Consider the following 17,473-nt stretch of genomic DNA (forward strand, 5'->3'; position numbering starts at 1 on the left):
AAAAATGGAACGTTTATCATCACTCTAACAGGAAGTGAGTCAAACGTTCCATTTTTTTAACTTGTTTACATAGATTACTTTCGTTTGAAAAATAATAAATATAGCCCAACTAGTAACAATAAAATAGGCCAGAAGGTTGTTAAATAATTTACGCCGTCTTCAACTTTTGGCAAAAATAGTTTAAGACGGTCTGAAAACATCATTAAAATGGCAATAATTAAAAGGGTGCCGCCTTGGAAAAAGCCTGATTTGGCTTTTCTAGCACTAAGTAAAAAGCTAATGGCCACCATAAAAACGACCATGCTAATATTCGTAGGCCAAAAGGGAATTTGTTCACTTACATAGAAATGAATACCTAAAGTGATTAATATGTAGCTTGCAAGCAAGTTTGAATGATCTTGAGATAAAGCAGACTCAGTTAATAGGGCTGCTCCTATTAAAATTAACAGTACAGGCCACGTGTATACCTTTGCTGCAATGCTCATATGTAGTTCATTCAGTAAGAAAAAGATTCCAAATCCAACTAGTAAGACACCAAAAAACATTGATTGCTTTTTCATAGTAACCTCCAGGTGTTTCAAAACAGAAAACGTGATAAAACGCTGCTTTTTTGATACAATTTATTACGGAATAACAGTTAATATCTTAACACATGTTTTCAAAGACTGTTCACATTTTTTTTTCGAATGACTTATAGAACATGTTATAATAGTTAGAGATAAGGCGAAGCTTACATCTGTGTGATGTTCGCCGTTTTTTACGAATAGTAGAATGAAGAACGCCGGATTTCACGGGCAGTTATCTCACTGTAGCTCTTTGGAAATTTAGGGGTTACTGCCCATCAAATTCGGATAAATAAGCACATTTCAATTATAGGGGGTATGTACAAATGCATATTATAGCAGTCGGCTTAAACTTTCGAACAGCCCCTGTTGAAATAAGAGAAAAGCTTAGTTTCAATGAGCAAGAACTAGCATCTGCCATGAAAACGTTAAGCGGCCAAAAAAGTATTTTGGAAAACATCATTGTTTCAACATGCAATCGTACGGAAATTTATGCTGTTGTTGATCAATTACACACGGGCCGTTATTATGTAAAAGCATTTTTAGCTGAATGGTTCGGAATAGATAAAGAAGAGTTTTCACCTTATTTAACCATCTATGAAAATGATGGAGCCATCGAACATTTATACCGAGTAGCATGTGGATTAGATTCAATGGTGATTGGTGAAACACAAATTCTTGGACAAGTGCGTTCAAGCTTTTTGCTTGCTCAAGAAGAAGAAACAATTGGAACGGTTTTTAATCAGCTGTTTAAACAAGCTGTGACATTAGCCAAAAAAGCTCATCATGAAACAGAAATTGGTGCAAATGCAGTTTCTGTCAGCTATGCAGCCGTAGAGCTTGCTAAAAAGATTTTTGGAGACTTATCATCCAAACATGTGTTGATTCTTGGTGCGGGAAAAATGGGTCAGCTTGCCGTACAAAATTTATATGGCAGCGGAGCTAAAAAAGTAACGGTAGTGAATCGGACATTTGAAAAGGCACAAGAGCTAGCAAACCGTTTTTCTGGAGAAGCCAAACCATTTGCTGATCTTCAACATGCTTTAAGCGAAGCAGATATCTTAATTAGTTCAACAGGAGCTAATGACTATGTAGTAACGAAACAAATGATGAGTGAAGCTGAGCGTACGCGTAAAGGTCGTCCATTGTTTATGGTAGACATCGCCGTTCCGCGTGACTTAGATCCGGAACTAGATGAGCTAGAGACGGTCTTTTTATACGATATCGACGATTTAAACGGGATTGTAGAATCCAATTTGCAAGAGCGTCAAAAAGCTGCGGATGAAATTGAAATTATGCTTGAAGCTGAAATTGTTGCTTTCAAGTCTTGGCTTGGTACATTAGGCGTTGTGCCTGTTATTTCTGCACTTCGTCAAAAAGCACTTACCATTCAAGCTGAAACGATGAAAAGCATTGATCGTAAGCTCCCAGATTTATCTGATCGTGAGCGCAAAGTTTTAAATAAACATACAAAAAGTATAATTAATCAACTTCTTCGCGATCCAATTTTACACGCGAAAGAATTGGCTGGAGAGAAACATGCTGAAGAGTCTTTAGAGCTGTTCATGAAGATTTTTAATATTGAACAGGAAGTTGCTTTGCAAAAAGAAAAAGAAGAGCAGCTTCGTACATCGATTACGTCTCATTCAGTAGCTTATCAGTCTTAAGTGAGGATTGAATAATGGTTGATATGGAATTAACCAGAATCTATGAATTGATTGTGATTTTATACGCCGCGAGCGTTTTATTATATTTTATTGATTTTGTACAAAATAACCGGAAGGCAAACTCGATAGCCTTCTGGTTACTTTCTATTGTGTGGGTTTTGCAAACAGCCTTTTTAATTTTACGAATGTTTGAGACGGGAAGGTTTCCTATTCTTACCGTTTCTGAAGGGCTGTATTTTTACGCGTGGGTGTTAATTACTCTTTCACTTGTGATTAATCGTCTGTTCCGCGTTGATTTTATGGTATTTTTTACAAATGTGATTGGTTTCTTAATTATGGCTATTCATACGTTTGCTCCACTTGAAACATACACTGCTGTCCAGTCGGAGCGCCTTGTGTCAGAATTATTAATCATCCATATTACCATGGCTATTTTATCTTACGGCGCTTTTTCAGTCTCTTTTGTTTTTTCCGCTCTGTATCTTGTTCAGTATAATTTATTGAAAAAGAAGAAATGGGGCAAGCGCTTGCTAAGAATTGAAGATTTAACAAAGCTAGATTACATGTCCTATGTATTGATTTTAATTGGTGTACCGCTGTTATTGCTTTCGTTAATCTTAGGAATCATATGGGCTTATATTAAATACGTAGATTTTCATTGGTACGATACAAAAGTGTTAGGTTCATTTTTAATGTTTGTTGCATACAGCGCTTACTTGTATGCTAGACTGCGTAGAGGTATTCAAGGAAAGGCAATCGCGATGTGGAATATTGGATTGTTCTTAGTCTTACTTATTAATTTCTTTTTATTTGGCAGTTTATCGAATTTTCACTTTTGGGGTTCGTAATTAGGAGGACAACATGCGAAAAATTATTGTCGGCTCTCGTCGAAGCAAACTTGCGTTAACACAGACCAAGTGGGTCATTGAACAGTTAAAAAAACAAGGTCTTCCTTTTGAATTTGAAATTAAAGAAATGGTGACAAAAGGGGATCAAATTTTAAATGTAACGCTGTCCAAAGTAGGCGGTAAAGGTCTTTTTGTAAAAGAAATTGAACAAGCCATGTTAGATAAAGAAATTGATATGGCCGTTCATAGTATGAAAGATATGCCGGCTGTTTTGCCAGAAGGATTAACGATTGGATGTATTCCTTTACGAGAAGATCATCGTGATGCGCTTATCTCAAAAAATGGTGAGCGATTTGAGGAGCTACCAAGCGGTGCTGTGATTGGGACAAGCAGCTTGCGTCGAGGGGCACAGCTTCTATCTATGCGTTCAGATATCGAAATTAAATGGATTCGAGGAAATATCGACACACGCCTAGAGAAATTAAAAAATGAGGATTACGATGCGATTATCTTGGCCGCTGCAGGGTTATCTCGTATGGGCTGGTCGAAAGATACGGTCACTCAGTACCTAGAGCCGGAAATAAGCGTTCCCGCCGTAGGACAAGGAGCTTTAGCTATCGAATGTCGAGAAAATGACCATGAATTATTATCGCTTCTTCAAACTCTAAATCATGATGAAACGGCTCGTGCTGTTAGAGCTGAACGCGTATTTTTAAAAGAGATGGAAGGCGGATGCCAAGTGCCAATTGCGGGTTATGGGCGTATATTGGACGGCGGAAACATTGAGCTAACGTCGCTAGTCGCGTCTCCTGATGGCAAAACGATTTACAAAGAGCAAATTACGGGAAAAGACCCCGTTGCTATCGGTTCAGAAGCTGCTGAGCGCTTAACATCTCAAGGAGCTAAGCTTTTAATTGACCGTGTAAAAGAGGAGCTGGACAAATAATGAGTCATGAGGCTCCTCTTTTTTTAAAAAAAGTTTTGATTACAAGAGAAGCGAAGCAGGCTCATTCATTTGCAGCACAGATTAAAAAGCTTGGAGGCATACCTTTGAGCTTACCAGTCCTCACGTTCGCACGTTCTAACAATGAAAAAGAAGTGGAAGATGTCCTGCTGTCGATTGACTGTTTTGATTGGATTGTTTTTACAAGTCAAAACGGCATTTCTTTTTTCTTTGAATGGCTAAAAGAGTTAAATATCAGTTGGAGTGCTTTAAAAAGATTAAAAGTGGCTGCGGTTGGAGAAAAAACCGCAAAATTGCTAGAAAAACATGATGTTAATGTGCAACTTGTTCCAAAAGAATACGTTGCGGAATCACTTCTTGAGTCGTTAAAAGCAAATGTGTCACATCACGAGCGAGTTCTCCTTGTACGAGGACAATTAGCCCGCTCTGTTTTAAAAGATGGGTTAAAAGAGTGTGAGGTAACGGATTTAGTTGTATATCAGACCATTCGAAATCAAGACTCTGAACGCTTGGTTAAGCAACATGTAGAAACAGGAATTGATGCTATTACTTTTACAAGTTCTTCTACAGTTAGATTTTTTGTCGAGTCAGTTAAAGATATTCCGAATTGGCTTGAGCTTATGAATAGAACCAAAGTTGTTTGCATCGGTCCTATTACGAGTCAGACAGCGAGCGAATATGGAATTAAGCATCTTGTTCCTAACACATACACAATAAATGGTATGATAGATATGTTGGTTAGTTGTTTTGAATAATAAAGGAGGATTTTAACATGAAAGATTTACAATTTACACGTCATCGTCGTCTTCGTAATTCTGTAAATATGCGTGCGCTTGTACGTGAAACACATTTACATCCTGAAGACTTTATATATCCTATTTTTATTGTAGAAGGTGAACAAAAAAGAAATGCTGTAAAATCAATGCCAGGTGTGGATCAAATTTCTTTAGACTACTTGAATGATGAAATCCAAGAGTTAGTCGATTTAGGAATCAAGTCAGCTATGGTATTTGGTGTTCCAGCTGAAAAAGATGCGGTCGGCTCACAGGCATACCATGACCACGGAATTGTTCAAAAAGGTATTCGTCAAATTAAAGAAAATTTTCCAGACTTTGTTGTTATCGCAGATACATGCTTGTGTCAATACACAGATCATGGCCACTGTGGTGTAATTGAAGACGGAAAAATCTTAAACGATCCTAGCCTTGACTTATTAGCGCGTACAGCGGTTAGTCAAGCTAAAGCAGGAGCGGATATTATTGCGCCTTCAAACATGATGGACGGTTTTGTGGCAGCTATTCGCCACGGTCTAGACGAAGCTGGATTTGAAGATGTGCCTGTGATGTCTTATGCTGTTAAATATGCATCTGCTTTTTACGGACCATTCCGCGATGCAGCGCATTCTTCTCCTCAATTTGGAGACCGTAAAACGTATCAAATGGACCCAGCCAATCGCTTAGAAGCACTTCGAGAAGCGGAATCTGATGTCGAAGAAGGAGCAGATTTCTTAATTGTAAAACCAGCTCTATCTTATTTAGATATTATGCGCGATGTGAAAAATACGTTTAATTTACCGGTAGTGGCTTATAATGTGAGCGGTGAATATTCAATGATTAAAGCGGCAGCTCAAAATGGCTGGGTAAATGAAAAAGAGATTGTTCTTGAAAAATTAATTAGCATGAAGCGTGCAGGAGCGGATTTAATTGTAACGTATCATGCTAAAGACGCAGCACGCTGGTTATCTGACAAGTAATTAAGGAGGCTTACACATGAGAAGTTATGAAAAGTCAAAAGCCGCTTTTTTAGAAGCGCAGCAATTAATGCCGGGTGGAGTAAACAGTCCTGTTCGTGCATTTAAATCAGTAGATATGGATCCTATTTTTATGGAACGAGGAAAAGGCGCTACGATTTACGATATTGACGGCAACAAATATATTGACTACGTCTTATCATGGGGACCTTTAATTCACGGACATTCCAACGATCAAGTAGTTGAAGCAGTAAAAAAAGTAACGGAATCTGGTACAAGCTTTGGTGCACCAACATTAATTGAAAATGAGCTTGCTAAGGTTGTGATTGAGCGCGTTCCTTCAATCGAAATCGTCCGTATGGTGAGTTCAGGTACGGAAGCAACGATGAGCGCACTGCGTTTAGCTCGTGGCTATACGGGCCGCAACAAAATTTTAAAATTTGAAGGCTGTTACCATGGACACGGTGACTCTCTTCTCATTAAAGCTGGCTCAGGCGTTGCAACGTTAGGCCTACCAGATAGCCCGGGAGTGCCTGAAGGAATCGCTAAAAACACGATTACAGTGCCGTACAATGATCTAGAAAGCGTACAATATGCTTTTAAAGAATTCGGAGATGACATTGCTGGAGTAATCGTTGAACCGGTAGCAGGAAATATGGGTGTGGTACCGCCTCAGCCAGGTTTCTTACAAGGGCTTCGTGATATCACATCAGAATATGGCTCACTGCTCATCTTTGATGAAGTGATGACAGGGTTCCGCGTAGCATACAACTGTGCACAGGGCTACTATAACATTACGCCTGACTTAACTTGCTTAGGAAAAGTAATCGGTGGTGGTTTACCAGTAGGTGCTTACGGTGGTAAAGCTGAAATTATGGAGCGAGTTGCACCAAGCGGCCCGATTTATCAAGCAGGTACATTATCAGGTAATCCGCTTGCGATGACAGCTGGATACGAGACGTTAACGCAGCTGACACCTCAATCCTACGATGAGTTCATTCGTAAAGCAGATCGCTTAGAAGAAGGATTGATGGCAGCAGCTGAAAAATATGATGTGCCGTTTACGGTAAACCGAGCTGGTTCAATGATCGGTTTCTTCTTTACAAACGAGCAGGTAATAAATTACGAAACAGCGAAAACATCGAATTTAGATTATTTTGCAGCTTACTATCGTGAAATGGCTAATGAAGGCGTGTTTTTACCTCCTTCTCAATTCGAAGGAATGTTTTTATCAACTTCTCATACAGATGCAGACATTGAACATACAATTGCAGCAGCTGAAAAAGCTTTTTCGAAGTTACGTGGATAAACAGATAAATAAGATTGACTTTTATATCAAAGCTTACGGAGTATTCCGTAAGCTTTTTTAGTTTTAAAGACATATTTTAATTTATTTGTTCATACATCTTTAATGACCGCGCTATTACCTGGCGGGTGTTGGAAGGGGGAGAACAATTTGTCGCAGGATAATTTATCATGTCTGCGTTTTTCCGTAGAAGAATCAGTATGGTTTCAAAAAGGACAGGAAGTCTCACAACTTTTGTCTATCTCCTTAGAGCCTCAAGTATCTATTCAAGAATATGACCAATACGTGTCTATTCGAGGAGCATTACAATTAACAGGTGAATACGAAACGTACGAGGGAGAGCACTCGTTACGCGAATATACAGATGAGAATCAAGTGCAATCTATCTCTGTCCGTGAAGACGGAACGGCTGAATTATCACATCAATTTCCTGTTGATATTACCATTCCTAAAAATCGTATTCAAAGTATTGAAGACGTATATGTATCTATTGATTTATTTGATTATGAATTGCCAGGTACAAATCAGCTGCAGCTAATGGCTGACTTGTCCATCACAGGATTGTACGGAGAACAGCATGAAGAACGAGAAGAAGAGGAAGAGTTTTCGGAGGAACAGCACATCGTCTCCTATGAAGAAGTGGACGATGATGAAGAGGTATATACTGAAAACGTTGCTCAAGAAGAAGAAGAACAAGAGGAACAAGAGTTTGACGTAAGCTATCGTGAAGCTCCCGCACTTTTAGAAGCAGAGGCTATTGAAGAAGAGCATTCAGAAGAGCCCCCTAGTTATTTTTCATCTGTATTTAAAAAAGAATCTCGTGCTGAGCCGGTCGTGGAATATGAAGAGGAAGCATATGAACCATTTGAAGTCGAAGTGAAAAAAGAGGCCCAAATCGAGGAAGAAAGAGAAGACAATGTGATTGAACTGTTTCAGCTTCGTCAAGAGCAAGAAAGCTTCGAAGAATCGCAAGCTAGTGAATTGAATACGTATGCTGACGTTCAACAAGAGGCTGAGCAAGAAGAAGCTGAACAAGAAGAGGAAAAGATTATTGTTGAATTTCGGAAAGAAGAAAATGAAAGCGGCCGAAATGAAAACGCCCTTTATTTAACAAAGCTCTTTTCCCGGGAAGAAGAAGCTTTTTCAACGTGGAAGCTTTGTATTGTTCAAGACGGAGATTCGCTTGATACAATAGCAAACCGCTATAATACGAATGTACAAAACATTTTACGAGTAAATAATTTAGAAGATGAATATGAGCTGGAAGAAGGAAGCATCTTAAATATTCCCGTTCGTTAAAGTCGGAAAGAAAACAGTTTTGACGCATATAATGTCTTAACTGTTTTCTTTATTTTTTACGAGGAAGGAGAATATAGATGCAGCGGACAGTAGCAGACTACAAAGTATTGTTAAAAGAATATGACTTAGATGTTGACTTTATCGAAGACTACGGAAAAGTAAAAAAAGTCTATACGAAAACCGGCGTGTTTGCGCTTAAAGAAATGGCGAATCATCAAGAACGAAATCAAAACTTCATTCAAAAGCTGCAGAATGTGTATCAAAAAGGATGGATGGGATTTGTCCCTATTTATCAAACGAAGCGTTCTCAGCCCATTGTTTCAGATGAAAGCGGCTCGTATTACTTAATGCCGTGGCTCCCGAATAATCCGACCGAAGAGCGTGATATTCGATATCATAAATTATTTCAAGAGCTTGCTAAGCTTCACGGCGCTTCGGCGCAGGAAGTAGAAGTGAAAAAAGAAGATATAGAAAATCATTATACATCGATGAAAGAAACGTGGGAAAAACGTCAGGAAGAGCTGAAGCAGTATGTAGTAGAATGCGAGAAGAAAGTTTATATGTCCCCGTTTGAATTGCATTACTGTACATTTTATTATGAAATGACAAGAGCGCTTGAGTTTGGTTTTGGAAAGCTCGATCAGTGGAATGATGAAATGGAAGAAAAGGAAAAGATCCGGCTGGTTACGTCTCATGGAAAGCTATCGGCTAAACATTTTATCTATGACGAACGGGGGAATGGTTTTTTTATTAATTTTGAACATGCAAAAGATGCTTCACCGATTTATGATTTGGTCTCATTTTATTTCCGTACTCTTCGCACATACCCAGTAACGACCTATGATAGCTATGAGTGGTTTAGTACGTATGAAAAACATTTTGCTCTCAGAGAAGAGGAACGGCTGCTTTTACACAGTTATTTGGCGTTTCCAGAACCTTTGTATCAGTGTATTGTTCAATATAGGCAGCATAAAGAAAGTAAAACAGAGCTTGAACATATGCAGTCATTTATTCGAGCATACTGGCTGACGAAAAACATTGAACAGCTCAATATTAAAATATTTGAAGTAGATCAGCAAAAAAAAATGGCAGCGGAAGCAGCTGCACAAGCCCAAGCGAACGAATAGCGCTTGGGTTTTTAAATCCAGTCCGAATATAAAGCAACTGCTAGTATGGCAAGCAATGCCAGCAACAGTACATCAAAGGTTGTAGGGAAAAATAGTGTACGTATACCTTGAAAAATTGTTAAAGGAACAATAAACTGTCCACAAGCCGCTCCTGCTGTTTTGAGCCACCGCTGCAGCTGATACGAATTTACATTTATTCGTTTCTTCATTTGTACATGCCCCTTTCAATCCACGTGCCCAGGTTAAAGTCAGTATATGAAAAAAGAAAGAAATGGTGCCATTTTTTTGAGTGGGTTCTTCATTTTATTTCCAAAATTAGCGAGCGAATGAAAAAATAAAGAGCAGAACAAAAAAATTATGAATATAATCATAAAAAAATGGAGAAGATTATTGACGATTCAACATTTTTTCATATAGTATAATTAAGAGAAATTCATACATAAATACAGTGAATAGGAAGAGTACGGGATGTTCGTCTTTCAGAGAGAGAAATCAGTTGCTGTGAGATTTCTTAAGAATGTGCACTCGGAATGTCGCCTATGAGTAGCTTTTTTGAACAGCTGCATAGCTCAGTAGAAAAAGCCGGTTAATCAACCGTTATGAAATGAAGTGTATAGGCTTATCAAACGGGATACGTCTATAAAAAAAGGTGGTACCGCGAAATCAACTCCTTTCGTCCTTTTATTAGGAAAGGAGTTTTTTTATGTTTATAAAAGCTTTACACAGTTTCTAAAGACTGAAACTTTATATTATGGAGGTATACATTATGTCTGAAAAAGAAGTGACTCTTCCAACGAAGTATGATCCAAAAGCCGTTGAAGAAAATCGTTATCAGTATTGGTTAGACGGGAAGTTTTTTGAAGCAACAAATGACCCTGAAAAAGAGCCATATACAATTGTAATTCCACCCCCAAACGTAACGGGCAAGCTGCATTTAGGCCACGCTTGGGATACAACGTTACAAGACATCCTAACGCGTATGAAGCGCATGCAAGGCTATGACGTTTTGTGGCTTCCTGGCATGGACCATGCGGGGATTGCAACGCAGGCAAAAGTAGAAGAAAAGCTTCGCAGCGAAGGGAAAAGCCGCTACGATCTAGGCCGCGAAAATTTTGTAGCCGAAACGTGGAAATGGAAAGAAGAATATGCAAGCTTTATTCGCCAGCAGTGGTCGAAGCTAGGACTTGGCTTAGACTATTCACGCGAGCGCTTCACGCTTGATGAAGGCCTTTCTAAAGCAGTGCGCGAAGTATTCGTAACGCTTTACAAAAAAGGGTTAATCTATCGCGGAGAATATATCATTAACTGGGATCCAGCTACGAAAACAGCTCTTTCAGACATCGAGGTTATTTACAAAGATGTACAAGGTGCGTTTTATCATATGCGCTATCCGTTGGCAGATGGTTCTGGACATATCGAAATCGCAACAACTCGTCCTGAAACAATGCTAGGAGATACGGCTGTAGCTGTTCACCCTGAAGATGATCGCTATAAGCACTTAATTGGCAAAAAGGTTGTCCTTCCGATTGTAGGTCGTGAAATTCCAATCGTAGGCGATGATTATGTAGATATGGAATTCGGTTCTGGTGCGGTAAAAATTACGCCTGCTCATGACCCGAACGATTTTGAAATTGGAAACCGTCATAATTTAGAGCGTATTTTAGTGATGAATCAAGATGGTACGATGAATGACAAAGCAGGTAAATATGAAGGAATGGATCGTTTTGCTTGCCGTAAGCAAATTGTTAAAGACCTTCAAGAAGACAGTGTATTGTTCAACATTGAAGACCATATGCATTCAGTAGGTCACAGTGAACGAAGCGGCGCCGTTGTTGAACCTTATTTATCAACTCAGTGGTTTGTAAAAATGCAGCCGTTAGCAGATAAAGCAGTAGATCTTCAAAAACAAGAAGAAAAAGTAAACTTTGTGCCTGATCGTTTTGAAAAGACATACTTACACTGGATGGAAAATATTCGCGACTGGTGTATTTCGCGTCAGCTTTGGTGGGGACACCGTATTCCAGCTTGGTATCATAAAGAAACTGGAGAAGTATACGTAGATCATGAGGCTCCAGCAGATATCGAAAACTGGGAACAAGATTCAGATGTATTAGACACATGGTTCAGTTCAGCGCTATGGCCATTCTCAACAATGGGCTGGCCTGATGTGGATGCAGCTGATTTCAAACGCTACTACCCAACAAACGTGCTTGTAACGGGCTACGATATTATTTTCTTCTGGGTATCTCGTATGATTTTCCAAGGTCTTGAATTTACGGGTAAACGTCCGTTTGACGATGTACTCATTCACGGTCTTGTACGAGATGCTGAAGGTCGTAAAATGAGTAAATCACTTGGTAACGGTGTAGATCCAATGGAAGTAATCGAGAAATACGGTGCGGATTCTCTTCGCTATTTCTTATCTACAGGAAGCTCACCAGGACAAGATTTACGCTTCAGCTTTGAAAAAGTCGAAGCGACGTGGAACTTTGCAAATAAAATTTGGAATGCTTCTCGTTTTGCATTAATGAACATGGACGGCATCACATTTGAAGAGCTTGATTTATCAGGCGAAAAGTCTGTTGCTGATAAATGGATTTTAACGCGCTTAAATGAAACGATTGAGCACGTAACAAAATTAGCTGACAAATATGAATTTGGTGAAGTTGGACGCATTCTCTATAACTTTATTTGGGATGATTTCTGCGATTGGTACATTGAAATGGCTAAACTTCCTCTTTACGGAGAAGATGAAGCAGCTAAAAAGACAACTCGCTCAATTTTAGCTTATGTACTTGATAATACAATGCGACTTTTACATCCATTCATGCCGTTTATTACCGAAGAAATTTGGCAAAGCTTGCCGCATGAAGGCGAATCGATTACAGTAGCTAAATGGCCGGAAGTACGCCCTGAGCTTTCTGATAAAGAAGCTGCTAACGATATGCGTTTACTTGTAGATATTATCCGTGCTGTTCGTAACATTCGTGCTGAAGTGAACACGCCGATGAGCAAACAAGTAAAATTATTTATCAAAGCTAAAGATGAAAATATTCAAAACCAGCTTGAAAAGAACCGTGCGTATGTAGAACGTTTCTGTAATCCAAGTGAGCTTGTGATTTCAACAGATGTTTCATTAGATGAAAAAGCAATGACTGCTGTTGTAACAGGCGCAGAATTAATTTTACCTCTTGAAGGTTTAATTAATATCGAAGAAGAAATCGCCCGTTTAGAAAAAGAATACGACAAGTTAAACAAAGAAGTAGAACGTGTACAAAAGAAATTAAACAACCAAGGCTTTATTGCAAAAGCGCCTGCTAAAGTAGTAGAAGAAGAGCGTGCAAAAGAGCAGGATTATGTTGAAAAACGCGAAGCTGTTCAGTCTCGTATTGCTGAATTACGCGGATAATCAACGGGTTAATGAACCAACAGAAAAAGCGTGGCTTGTATAGCGACGCTTTTTCTCTACATAATAATAGCGATGGAAAAGAAAGGTGAATAAAAGATGATAACGACATATGAAGAAGCGCTTGATTGGATTCATAACAGACTTCGCTTTGGAATCAAGCCGGGGTTAGAACGAATGGAATGGATGCTAGAGCAGCTTGATTTTCCACAGCAAAATCTAAATGCTATTCATGTTGCTGGGACGAATGGTAAAGGTTCTACCGTTTCTTATTTGCGAAACATGTTAGAAGAAGCAGGGTATAAAGTTGGAACGTTTACTTCTCCTTATATCGAAACATTTAATGAGCGGATCAGCGTGAATGGACAGCCTATTTCAAATGAAGCAATGACCGCTCTTGTTCAGGAAATAAAGCCTGTTGTGGAGCGACTAGAACATACAAGCTTAGGATCAGCAACGGAATTTGAAGTGATTACAGTCATGGCTTTTCTTTATTTCGGCTATCATGAGTCAGTTGACTATGCTGTGTTTGAAACAGGTCTTGGAGGACGATATGACTCAACAAACGTTGTGAATCCTATGGTGAGTATTATTACAAACATTGGATTTGATCACATGGCAATACTAGGTGATACGGTAGAAGAAATTGCAGCAGAAAAAGCGGGGATTATTAAAAAAGAAGTCCCTATTATTACTGGTGCAGAGCAAGTAAAGGCGCTCGATGTCATTACTGAAGAAGCAAAGTCAAAGCAGGCTTCGTTATTTGTATTAGGAAAAGATTTTGACATTAAAAACTATGAGCCCTTAGCAAACGGGGAAGGCTTTGCGTTAAACACGCCGTATGGCGTATTTGAAGACTTGAAATTAAATATGCTTGGCTATCATCAAGTGAAAAATGCAGCTTTGGCTGTCATGGCCGTTTTTTATCTAAAAGAAAAGAAAAAGCTTTCTATCTCCAATGAGCAAATGATAAAAGGGATTCAGCATACAAAGTGGAACGGCCGCTTTGAGGTAGTAAATGAGCATCCTTTAACAATTATTGATGGGGCTCATAATGCAGAAGGCATTGATAGCTTGTTATCTACTTTACGCCTTCATTATGAAGATCGAAACATTCATTTAGTTTTCAGCTGCTTAAATGATAAAAGCGCTGATCGAATGGTTCAAGAACTTGAAACAATCGCTGCAAGTATTACATTTACGTCGTTTGACTTTCCTCGTGCTCGCGCAGCTGGGGAGCTTTATGAGATGAGTACTCATCGTAATAAGCATATGGACGAGGAGTGGAAAAAAGCAATTGCTTACGTAAAGGAAAAGGCGACAGGTGAACAAGACATAGTCGTAATTACAGGGTCTCTGTATTTTATATCAGAAGTAAGGGCTTTTCTTCTAAAATGAGCAAAAGTAGCAAGTGAAATCTTGCTGCTTTTAACATAATGTGAGGAAAGGATACGGATAATAAGGAAGCACTAAGTTCAAAGTATTGTCACTTTCACCCCCTAGGTAAGTGATATATAATAAACATGTACATCACTAAATAAGGAGATTGTTAACATGAGTAAGAATAATGAAAAAATTGTACCGAAAAGTAATAAAAACTTTACCGGTATTATTCTTACCTTTTCAGTGATAGCGAATGTTATTATTTTACTGCTATTCTTTTCGAATATTGGCTATCAAGGAAAAGTAAGTTTTGATTTGACTATCTTTCCACGGTTAAATGCTATTTTGAATAGTTTTACATTTATTTTTTTAGTTGCAGCGTTGATTTCAATTTTTAGGAAAAATATCAATGCTCATAAAGGTTTTATTTTAGCAGCATTCACTTCCACACTGCTCTTTTTAGTTTCATATTTAACGTTCCACTACATTTCCACAGAAACAGCTACGTTCGGTGGAGAAGGAATTGTTCGTCCCATTTACTTCTTCATTTTGATCACACACAGTTTCCTAGCAGCGATTATTGTTCCGCTGGCACTGTTTGCACTTGTGTGGGGCTGGACAATGCAAGTTGAAAAACATAAAAAAATTGTGCGATGGACAATGCCAATCTGGCTTTATGTAAGTCTTACAGGTGTAATTGTCTACTTATTTATGGCTCCTTACTATTAAAAAACGTCTGCTTTTGCAGACGTTTTTTTATGCTGTTTTTGTTTTTTAATGGTATAATCCTTATTACCTATAAAAAGTGTGTTTTAAGGAAGGAGGCATACAAAATATGACTTTTATGGGTATTATGATTCAGTTTATTAATAAAGGAGCTGTTTGATACTAATCAATAAAGGAGAGATATTGAAATGAATAAACTGCCAACGAGGAATAAAGGAATTTCTCTAATGAACGTGATCATACTGGTTATCATAATAGGTCTTCTAGCAGCTTTTCTCATTCCATTTATTGGCAACTATTTAAAGGAAAAAGATACATTCCTTCACTCAAAAGAACATCTACAATTAGTAAACAAGATGCCTGATATGGAAGAAATAGTATGAGTTTAATTTATCTCTATGCATTTGTTTCAGGTATCACGTTAGGTTCATTTTATAACGTAGCAGGCCTTAGAATTCCTCAGAAAAAATCTATTTTATCTCCAAGATCTCATTGTCCACACTGTTTATACGTTCTTTCTCCACAACAATTAATTCCCATAGTCTCCTACATTAAAAATGCAGGAAAATGTAGCATGTGTCACAAAAAAATCTCCTTCATCTACCCATTCATAGAATTTTCGACAGGAAGTTTATTTGTATATGCTGTTTTTAGATTGAATATGACGTTAGAACTGATTGTCATATTAACCTTTGTTTCTTTTTTAACAATTATAGTTGTCTCAGATATAGCCTATATGATTGTCCCAAATAAGGTGCTGCTTTTCTTTTTGCCTATCTTTCTTTTTGAGCGTCTTTTCATTCCATTAACTTCGTGGAGTGATTCCTTAATGGGAGGAGGAATCGCATTTTTTCTCCTTTTTCTAATCGCATTTCTCAGCAGAGGAGGGCTTGGAGAAGGAGACATTAAATTGTATGGTCTGATTGGTATTGTGCTTGGAGTAAAGCTTGTTTTGCTATCGCTTTTTTTAGCTATATTAATAGGCGGAACGGTTAGTATAGGAGCATTATTAATGAAAAAGGCAAAGGTAGGTGTACCAATTCCTTTCGTTCCTTTTATTTTTATAGGGACAATCGCTGCTTATTTTCATGGAAACGAATTGATAGATTGGTATGTTAGCAACTATTTTTATTGAGCTTCAAGTCTTCGACAAATTTAAAATTTCTGTAACTAAATAGCGAAAACCTTTTGTAACAAGACGACAAATGTCTTGTTATTTTTTTTTTCTTCTATGATAGCATGGAAAAAAGTGTATGTTTTATGTCGGTTTACCTCAGCTTGCAACCGGTACTAAGACTACGTTAACTAAAGGCGGTGGAGCAGTGGACAAGCAGGAACGAAAGATTTCGATTAAAATCAACGGTCAATCTAAGGAAGAACAAGCGCCAGAAAAAGACGAATTTACGTGGGTTCTTCCGGAACCGTCATCCAAAGATTCTCATGTGGAAGAAAATAAAGTGGTGTTTATTGAAGATGTAAGAAATGAAAAAAAGAAAAAGCCGCGATTACATCCTAAAAATGTTTCGATTAAAACGGTAAACGGTGGTGTGATCAAACGAACAGCTGTGATTGTACTGCTAGCAGTCGGAATAGGCAGCGGCATCGGTATGGTCGGTGTGAAAATGATGACAGGAAGCGAACAGCCTGTAAGCAAAGCACAAACAAGTGAGCAAACGAAAGAAGAAAAAGCTGCTCAAACAGCGTCTACCACTGAAAGTGCTGGAAAAGCTGAAAAGAAAAGCGAACAGGAATCGAAGGGGACGTCAGCTGCTGCTTCTACTTTAGAACCCTTTTCCTTTTACATTGTACAAGCAGGTGCCTTTTCATCAAAAACTGCTGCGAACAAAGCAATGGATAAATGGAAAGAAGAGAACCAAGCAGGCGAGATCTTTTCACCTAAAACCTATTCTCTTGTCGTTGGTGCTGCCACTGGAGAAGAAAAAGCGAAGGCGCTTAGTAAAACGTATAAACAACAAGGTAAAGATGTATATGTAAAGTCTTATGAAATTAAGCCCACTAGCCAATTAGGGAAAAAAGATCAAACGGTTATAACAACAGCGCAGCCGTTTATGGCTAATCTTTTAGATCAATCTGTTAAAGCGATTGAAGGAGAGCGGGTAGCCGATATCAAATCTCTGAAAAAAGAGCTGACAAAAGTTCAGAAAGAAGCGTCAAATGAAGACATTAAAACCATGGTGAGCACCCTTCAAAAAGCTGCTGCTTCTCTTTCTTCATATGAAGACAATAAAAGCGGTAAAGATGCTTGGCTTGCTCAGCGATACGTGTTAAAAGCTCTTCAGCAGTATGAAAGCCTTGTAACGTCTTAACAAGTGAGGTAGTGTAATGCTGCCTCACTTGTTTATTGTCATTTGGAGATGAAATTGCTAAAATAACGGTGTGTCCTTCTTTTTTAAATCAAAATGCAAAGGTGAGA

Annotated in this window: 16 protein-coding genes, 1 pseudogene and 1 other annotated feature; of the genes and pseudogenes, 15 read left to right on the forward strand and 2 right to left on the reverse strand. The window is 38.4% G+C overall.

Features of this window, described 5'->3' with window-relative positions:
• Positions 1-74: 74 nt before the first annotated feature.
• A complete protein-coding gene (locus tag MMB69_RS01080) occupies positions 75-560 on the reverse strand; it encodes a LiaF transmembrane domain-containing protein (RefSeq protein WP_013059363.1) in 486 nt (161 codons plus the stop codon).
• Between the two features lie 329 nt (positions 561-889).
• Between MMB69_RS01080 and hemA the strand changes: the two genes are divergently transcribed.
• From hemA to ysxE, 8 genes are all read left to right on the forward strand, one after another.
• Positions 890-2,230 carry a glutamyl-tRNA reductase gene (hemA, locus tag MMB69_RS01085; protein ID WP_057245030.1) on the forward strand — a complete coding sequence of 447 codons (1,341 nt, stop codon included), beginning with the start codon at positions 890-892 and terminating at the stop codon, positions 2,228-2,230.
• Positions 2,231-2,244: 14 nt separating this feature from the next.
• Positions 2,245-3,078 carry a cytochrome C assembly family protein gene (locus MMB69_RS01090; protein ID WP_025750612.1) on the forward strand — a complete coding sequence of 278 codons (834 nt, stop codon included), beginning with the start codon at positions 2,245-2,247 and terminating at the stop codon, positions 3,076-3,078.
• Between the two features lie 13 nt (positions 3,079-3,091).
• Positions 3,092-4,024: a hydroxymethylbilane synthase gene (gene hemC, locus MMB69_RS01095; RefSeq protein WP_269871095.1), complete on the forward strand. Its 933-nt coding sequence runs from the start codon at positions 3,092-3,094 to the stop codon at positions 4,022-4,024.
• The gene (locus MMB69_RS01100; protein ID WP_277447033.1) at positions 4,024-4,797 is read left to right on the forward strand and encodes a uroporphyrinogen-III synthase; all 774 of its coding nucleotides are present in this window, start codon (positions 4,024-4,026) and stop codon (positions 4,795-4,797) included. The genes hemC and MMB69_RS01100 overlap by 1 nt, the downstream gene beginning before the upstream one ends.
• A gap of 17 nt (positions 4,798-4,814) precedes the next feature.
• On the forward strand, positions 4,815-5,795 hold the full coding sequence (gene hemB, locus MMB69_RS01105; RefSeq protein ID WP_014458109.1) for a porphobilinogen synthase: 981 nt from the start codon (positions 4,815-4,817) through the stop codon (positions 5,793-5,795).
• 16 nt (positions 5,796-5,811) lie between these two features.
• Positions 5,812-7,101, forward strand: a complete 1,290-nt coding sequence (hemL, locus tag MMB69_RS01110; protein WP_013059357.1) for a glutamate-1-semialdehyde 2,1-aminomutase — start codon at positions 5,812-5,814, stop codon at positions 7,099-7,101.
• A gap of 147 nt (positions 7,102-7,248) precedes the next feature.
• A complete protein-coding gene (spoVID, locus tag MMB69_RS01115; protein WP_221784637.1) occupies positions 7,249-8,397 on the forward strand; it encodes a stage VI sporulation protein D in 1,149 nt (382 codons plus the stop codon).
• Positions 8,398-8,474: 77 nt separating this feature from the next.
• Entirely contained in the window at positions 8,475-9,524 is a 1,050-nt protein-coding gene (gene ysxE / locus MMB69_RS01120) for a spore coat protein YsxE (RefSeq protein WP_013085128.1), read from the forward strand.
• A gap of 11 nt (positions 9,525-9,535) precedes the next feature.
• Here ysxE and MMB69_RS01125 read toward each other — a convergent pair whose 3' ends face one another.
• Positions 9,536-9,733 (reverse strand): hypothetical protein, encoded by a 198-nt coding sequence (locus MMB69_RS01125; protein WP_013059354.1) that lies wholly within the window; start codon positions 9,731-9,733, stop codon positions 9,536-9,538.
• A gap of 230 nt (positions 9,734-9,963) precedes the next feature.
• Positions 9,964-10,208: a binding site (T-box leader), on the forward strand.
• A gap of 82 nt (positions 10,209-10,290) precedes the next feature.
• Between MMB69_RS01125 and MMB69_RS01130 the strand changes: the two genes are divergently transcribed.
• The 7 genes and pseudogenes from MMB69_RS01130 to MMB69_RS01160 all read left to right on the forward strand — a co-directional run bounded on the left by MMB69_RS01130 (position 10,291) and on the right by MMB69_RS01160 (position 17,366).
• On the forward strand, positions 10,291-12,933 hold the full coding sequence (locus MMB69_RS01130) for a valine--tRNA ligase (RefSeq protein ID WP_221812659.1): 2,643 nt from the start codon (positions 10,291-10,293) through the stop codon (positions 12,931-12,933).
• Between the two features lie 96 nt (positions 12,934-13,029).
• Positions 13,030-14,328 carry a bifunctional folylpolyglutamate synthase/dihydrofolate synthase gene (locus MMB69_RS01135; RefSeq protein ID WP_221784635.1) on the forward strand — a complete coding sequence of 433 codons (1,299 nt, stop codon included), beginning with the start codon at positions 13,030-13,032 and terminating at the stop codon, positions 14,326-14,328.
• Positions 14,329-14,484: 156 nt separating this feature from the next.
• On the forward strand, positions 14,485-15,042 hold the full coding sequence (locus MMB69_RS01140; RefSeq protein WP_013059351.1) for a DUF420 domain-containing protein: 558 nt from the start codon (positions 14,485-14,487) through the stop codon (positions 15,040-15,042).
• A 185-nt stretch (positions 15,043-15,227) separates the two neighbouring features.
• Positions 15,228-15,422: a hypothetical protein gene (locus MMB69_RS01145; RefSeq protein ID WP_221784634.1), complete on the forward strand. Its 195-nt coding sequence runs from the start codon at positions 15,228-15,230 to the stop codon at positions 15,420-15,422.
• A pseudogene (locus MMB69_RS01150) lies at positions 15,419-15,634 on the forward strand (prepilin peptidase); the annotation flags it as partial. The gene MMB69_RS01145 and the pseudogene MMB69_RS01150, both read left to right, overlap by 4 nt.
• A gap of 66 nt (positions 15,635-15,700) precedes the next feature.
• Entirely contained in the window at positions 15,701-16,174 is a 474-nt protein-coding gene (locus tag MMB69_RS01155) for a prepilin peptidase (RefSeq protein ID WP_260506774.1), read from the forward strand.
• 118 nt (positions 16,175-16,292) lie between these two features.
• Positions 16,293-17,366: an SPOR domain-containing protein gene (locus MMB69_RS01160; RefSeq protein WP_264408593.1), complete on the forward strand. Its 1,074-nt coding sequence runs from the start codon at positions 16,293-16,295 to the stop codon at positions 17,364-17,366.
• Positions 17,367-17,473 lie beyond the last annotated feature (107 nt).

The organism is Priestia sp. P5, from assembly GCF_029522155.1.
GTDB classification, from domain to species: Bacteria; Bacillota; Bacilli; order Bacillales; family Bacillaceae_H; genus Priestia; species Priestia megaterium_E.

Coding starts and splice junctions, on each gene's coding strand:
- MMB69_RS01125 (WP_013059354.1), bottom strand. CDS start 9,733: ATGAAGAAACGAATAAATGTAAATTCGTATCAGCTGCAGCGGTGGCTC.
- MMB69_RS01155 (WP_260506774.1), top strand. CDS start 15,701: ATGACGTTAGAACTGATTGTCATATTAACCTTTGTTTCTTTTTTAACA.
- hemL (WP_013059357.1), top strand. CDS start 5,812: ATGAGAAGTTATGAAAAGTCAAAAGCCGCTTTTTTAGAAGCGCAGCAA.
- MMB69_RS01135 (WP_221784635.1), top strand. CDS start 13,030: ATGATAACGACATATGAAGAAGCGCTTGATTGGATTCATAACAGACTT.
- MMB69_RS01080 (WP_013059363.1), bottom strand. CDS start 560: ATGAAAAAGCAATCAATGTTTTTTGGTGTCTTACTAGTTGGATTTGGA.
- hemA (WP_057245030.1), top strand. CDS start 890: ATGCATATTATAGCAGTCGGCTTAAACTTTCGAACAGCCCCTGTTGAA.
- MMB69_RS01145 (WP_221784634.1), top strand. CDS start 15,228: ATGAATAAACTGCCAACGAGGAATAAAGGAATTTCTCTAATGAACGTG.
- MMB69_RS01130 (WP_221812659.1), top strand. CDS start 10,291: ATGTCTGAAAAAGAAGTGACTCTTCCAACGAAGTATGATCCAAAAGCC.
- ysxE (WP_013085128.1), top strand. CDS start 8,475: ATGCAGCGGACAGTAGCAGACTACAAAGTATTGTTAAAAGAATATGAC.
- hemC (WP_269871095.1), top strand. CDS start 3,092: ATGCGAAAAATTATTGTCGGCTCTCGTCGAAGCAAACTTGCGTTAACA.
- MMB69_RS01160 (WP_264408593.1), top strand. CDS start 16,293: ATGTTTTATGTCGGTTTACCTCAGCTTGCAACCGGTACTAAGACTACG.
- MMB69_RS01100 (WP_277447033.1), top strand. CDS start 4,024: ATGAGTCATGAGGCTCCTCTTTTTTTAAAAAAAGTTTTGATTACAAGA.
- hemB (WP_014458109.1), top strand. CDS start 4,815: ATGAAAGATTTACAATTTACACGTCATCGTCGTCTTCGTAATTCTGTA.
- MMB69_RS01090 (WP_025750612.1), top strand. CDS start 2,245: ATGGTTGATATGGAATTAACCAGAATCTATGAATTGATTGTGATTTTA.
- MMB69_RS01140 (WP_013059351.1), top strand. CDS start 14,485: ATGAGTAAGAATAATGAAAAAATTGTACCGAAAAGTAATAAAAACTTT.